Source organism: Rhodopirellula sp. UBA1907 (assembly GCF_002337565.1).
In the GTDB taxonomy this organism is placed as follows: Bacteria; Planctomycetota; Planctomycetia; order Pirellulales; family Pirellulaceae; genus Rhodopirellula; species Rhodopirellula europaea.
Genome location: NZ_DDGH01000086.1, coordinates 40294 through 42409, shown reverse-complemented (window position 1 = coordinate 42409; position 2116 = coordinate 40294). Strand labels below are relative to the sequence as shown.

General features: G+C 56.8%; 1 protein-coding gene. It reads left to right on the top strand.

The genetic code is table 11. The features are described 5' to 3' along the window. Positions 1-206 precede the first annotated feature (206 nt). Positions 207-1778 carry a ferredoxin reductase family protein gene (locus tag B2R17_RS19255; protein ID WP_286765249.1) on the top strand — a complete coding sequence of 524 codons (1572 nt, stop codon included), beginning with the start codon at positions 207-209 and terminating at the stop codon, positions 1776-1778. The last annotated feature ends 338 nt before the right edge of the window (positions 1779-2116 follow it).

Sequence of the window (2116 nt, the reverse complement as noted above, 5' to 3'; positions counted from 1 at the left end):
CGGGGTTCTCGGATAGGTTCTTACTTTTCGCTGCCTTTTTGATGGTCGCCTTCGCTTTAACTGTCTCGGCCTCCGGCTGTGCCTCGTCGGGCAGTGGCTACGGAGGCTCCGACGGGCACTATGGGCATAGTCACTGACACGTTGCGTTGTCCGAGCCGGCGGGCACTACTGAAAATGAACAAAGCGAACCAGGTTGATCGAAGCTCATGAACTCCCCTGGTGAAATTCGGCAACCGTTCGCTTCCGTTCTGCTGGCAACGCTGTATTTTGTTGCAATCGTTTCGCCCGTCTTGGTGGCGGTGCTTGCCGTGCCGCATACCGACCACTCGTTGCTGAGCGAGATTGCCAAAAATGGTGGTTTGGTCGGCATCGGAATTCTACTGTTGCAATTTGTGCTGGCGGGCCGGTTGCGATGGATCTGCAATGTGTTCAGTCTCAGCGAGGTGATGCTTTTTCACCGCTCGATGGGGCTTCTTGCAATCGCTTTGCTGTTGCTGCACCCGGTGTTGCTCGCCGTCGGAGAGGGCGATTGGAGTTTGATCTATGGATGGAGCCAACCCTGGTACATCTGGGCGGGCAAGCTTGGGCTGCTGGCGCTAATCACTCACATCGTCGTCTCCGTTTTTCGGACTGCACTCAAGCTGAGTTATGAACGCTGGCGAATGACGCATGATGTTTTGGCCGTTGCGATCATCGGCTTGACTTTAGTGCATAGTTGGTTTGCCGGAGGCGACCTGCAAACCTGGCCGATGCGATCGCTCTGGATTTTACTTGGCGGGGCGGCCATTTCCGTTTTGGTTTGGCATCGCTGGATTCGCCCCAGGCAACTCGCCAGCCAACCGATGCGTGTCGTCGAGGTGCGGCAAGAAACGCCGGACGTTTGGACATTTCGCTTGGCGGGGGCTGGAAATTGGACTGCCGGTCACCTGCCGGGCCAGTTTCAGTTCTTGACATTTCCCGACTCCTGGGCCGTTCCACCCGAAGAACACCATTTCACGATTGCGTCCAGCCCCACTGCGGAAGGTTACGTCGAATCAACGATCAAGGCTTCGGGCGATTTCACGAGCAAGATTCAGTCGATTGAGCCGGATGACGCCGTGATTGTCCAAGGGGCTTTCGGGCATTTTTCACACCTGAGGCATGCCAATGAAGATGCATTCGTGTTCGTTGCCGGCGGGATCGGTGTGACGCCGTTGATGAGTATGCTGCGACATATGCGGGATACCGGAAGTCAAAAACACGTGCGGTTTCTGTACGCCAACAGAACAGCAGCGGACATCGTGTTTGCTGACGAATTGGCTGAAATGCAGGCAACTCAATCTCCGCCCTTAACTTTGACGCACGTGTTGTCCAATGCCGATGAATCGTGGTCCGGCGAGCGTGGTCATATAGATGCCGAGAAGATCGAGCGATTGCTCGGCGAGATTGAGTCAACGACCGGCGTTTATGTGTGCGGACCGCAGGCGATGACGAAGCAGGTGATCGAAGTCTTGCGGGATCGCGGGGTATCGCATCGCCAAATTCACACGGAATCTTTTTCGCTTGCTCATGACACAGCACCGACGAGCGCCAGTAGCTTGTGGCGGAGACGTCTGACGGTCGCCACCGTCCTGATGGCACTGGTTCTGGTGTTTGCTGTGGCGTTCTGGCGCGCCGATGGGGCTTCTACGGGAAATGGTCACCAACACTCGCACGGCGACAGCCATGGATCGAGTGACGGCGGATCGCAAAAAGACGTTTCCCCATCCGAAGAGACGCATGACCACACCGCCGAATAAGAAGTTGGCGAAATCGGTGCGGTTTTACTGAAGAATGCCGGGCTGCCGAGCATCGAACCAGACGGAAGCTCGCGATCACGGTATTCCGCCGAGCATCACTTGGTGGATCGATCGCGTGCCACATCGATCGCTGCTGGCACCGAAAGGCGCTCACAATGAGACGCACGCATCTAAAAATCCTACTGGTTTCGGTTTTCTTTTTTGGAATAGGGTTCCAGTCCGCCGTGATGGCACAGCATGGTGGGGGCCACGGTGGGGGAGGCGGCCACGGTAGCTTCGGAGGGCACGGCGGTTTCGGTGGGCACAGCGGTTTTGGCGGGCACAGCGGTTTTGGCGGT